Below are 2,284 nucleotides of genomic sequence, written 5' to 3' on the forward strand. Positions count from 1 at the left end.
TCGTATGGCCCTGATCCAATACCAGACTGATCGCATCTAATTTGTATTCCTTTGTATATTGCTTCCTCGTTACCATTACTTCCTCCAGTTAAGCTATTTTCTCTTAACTGGAATGTCCGGATTCATTAAACCAGGTCATTTGTTTTTATCCTCTATTTCAGCTATGTTTTAGCTGTGCTTAAGAAAGATCAAGTTGTAGCTGAGAATTATGAGGCGGAGTAGGGTTAACTATTTCGGCACATAATTAAACGATAACGTCGTTACTCTTCAAGAATGGATAATAACCAGGTATCTAGTCAGTAATCGCAGCAGGAGCATCGGGGCAGGTAATTTAAGTAAAGATCCCCTATTTAACGTGGGACTGTTGGAAAATAGCATTTATCCAACAGTTCCAATGAGCAAATTCCATTTCACTTATTGAGTGAATTCAATTCTTCACGCAGCCGTAAAGCCGTTGCAGTACAATGTTTAGGGCTGTGTTTAAAGACTCAGCTGAGGAACAAAGGGTAATCCCCAATACGGGAATCCGTTTGAGAATGCTGGTCTGTCTCCGATAGCATGAGGCGATTGAACAATTCGTTGTGAAGCTCTGGGTGCTCCACGTTTCGGGCCGATCTGCTTTGGACATTGGCCCTTACGAATCAGCTTCATTTTTGGTTTAGTTTTGAGCTTAATGAACTGCTCCTTTTTGCAAAAATATCGAATAATATAATTCAGGTTGTCTCTTTTTTCTTTATCTTCTGCATGAATTTCGCCAATACCTAATCGCCCTATATTTTTGAGCTGTTTTTTATTCTCAGGATCATTACAATTCCAATAATTACCCTGTTCTTTTGTGATCTGACTATGCCAATATTCACCTATTTCTTTGGCTAAATAGCTATCATTTTTTCGCTTTGATCCGTCAAAGAAGAGTATTAAATGGGCGTGTACTCCTTTTTCCACTCCATATTCAATCTTTTCGATGTAACCTACCAGGTGATGAAACTGCCGGTTGTGCCTCATATTAGCATGGAGATGATCAAGGTCCTTTGCGAGATCTTCAACACTCACATTGAGATATTTTTTGTAGGCTAAATCAATCCTTAGCACGAGGAGTCGGGCATTTCTGGCAAACAAGCCATCAACATACTCAATAAGTTCCTGATAATTTTTTTCTATAGCTCTTCTTCTATCAAGAATTTTTTTTCTTGTTTTGGGGTTTCGCAGTCTTTGATGTAATTCTCTTATGAACTTATTGACGAATTCTCTTATTCTTTCATAAGATGGCTCCCCGAATACGTTAAAGTATTTAGCAGGATTCTGACAAAAAAAGTGGAAGGAACTATCGATCAGAAGCGTAGAATGAACTTTGCAGTGAGATATAAAAACTTCTACCGTTTCGCTATAATAATATTTATTAGGCAGTTCTTTGACGATGTAGAAAGAAGACGGAAGTGATTCCAGAATATATCGCCTATGTGATCTATCACGATCGCTTCCCATAATTTGATTGTGCTGAGTCTCAGTTAGTTTTGGCACCAATTCTGGATAACTCTCTTCCGTTACTCGTTCCAACAAAGATTCTAACGAACGCATTTTGCTTGCATTGCTATGGGCTGATTCATTTTGGGATGTTTGACCTGTTTTTCTATCAGCGATGAGCGCATCGAATATGGCGCTTTCACAGATATCCCGATCCTCTTCATTAAGTTTTTTATAGCTAGCCATTGTTATTTCCTTGTGAAAATGAAATTTCAACAGCGTCTAGTAGGGTTCTTTATGAGAGATGAAATATGGAATGCTTACTGCCTTATTCGTTCTCATTCTTGATTCGGACTCATAGTATTGGCTGGATTGCACGATATTCGATAATAACTAAGCTCGATCTATTACCTTGATCCTGCATTCCTCAGTCAATCAATTACTTATGAATAGTAATTATTTATATTTTATATTGTATAAATAACCCGAATGTCCCCCTCTCAAAATATCCCTGAGACGCTAATTAACTGCACAATCTGCCCTCCTAAGATTCAAGAGTGATTTGGACAGATTGTACTGTACAGAGATACGCCGTCAGAATCACAGCCTGGCCATAATTACAGCATCAGTTTTTATCGGTGGGCGGCGAGAAGTTACAGGGCGAGATTTCATCCATTCTTCTAACTCGGATGAATTCCATGCTACAGCACCTTTAGAGTCTGTTCAAAATCTTTGCAGTAACAATGCCAAGAAAGCAAGATGGACGAACTGTAGGCTGGTGTTGAGTTTGCGTTCACAATTTTTCCACAGCCGCCGGCAT

1 protein-coding gene and 1 pseudogene are annotated in these 2,284 nt (G+C 38.9%); both read right to left on the reverse strand.

Going from position 1 to position 2,284, the window contains the following annotated elements:
- Positions 1 to 480 precede the first annotated feature (480 nt).
- Positions 481 to 1,710 carry a YagK/YfjJ domain-containing protein gene (locus BLW34_RS15190; RefSeq protein ID WP_090581374.1) on the reverse strand — a complete coding sequence of 410 codons (1,230 nt, stop codon included), beginning with the start codon at positions 1,708 to 1,710 and terminating at the stop codon, positions 481 to 483.
- Positions 1,711 to 2,187: 477 nt separating this feature from the next.
- Positions 2,188 to 2,284 (reverse strand): annotated as a pseudogene (locus BLW34_RS15920) (IS5/IS1182 family transposase); the annotation flags it as partial.

Source organism: Nitrosomonas sp. Nm58 (genome assembly GCF_900107335.1).
Taxonomy (GTDB): Bacteria; Pseudomonadota; Gammaproteobacteria; order Burkholderiales; family Nitrosomonadaceae; genus Nitrosomonas.

What these genes read in the sequence shown, in the direction of transcription:
- BLW34_RS15190 (WP_090581374.1), bottom strand. Translation starts at nt 1,710, where the DNA reads ATGGCTAGCTATAAAAAACTTAATGAAGAGGATCGGGATATCTGTGAA.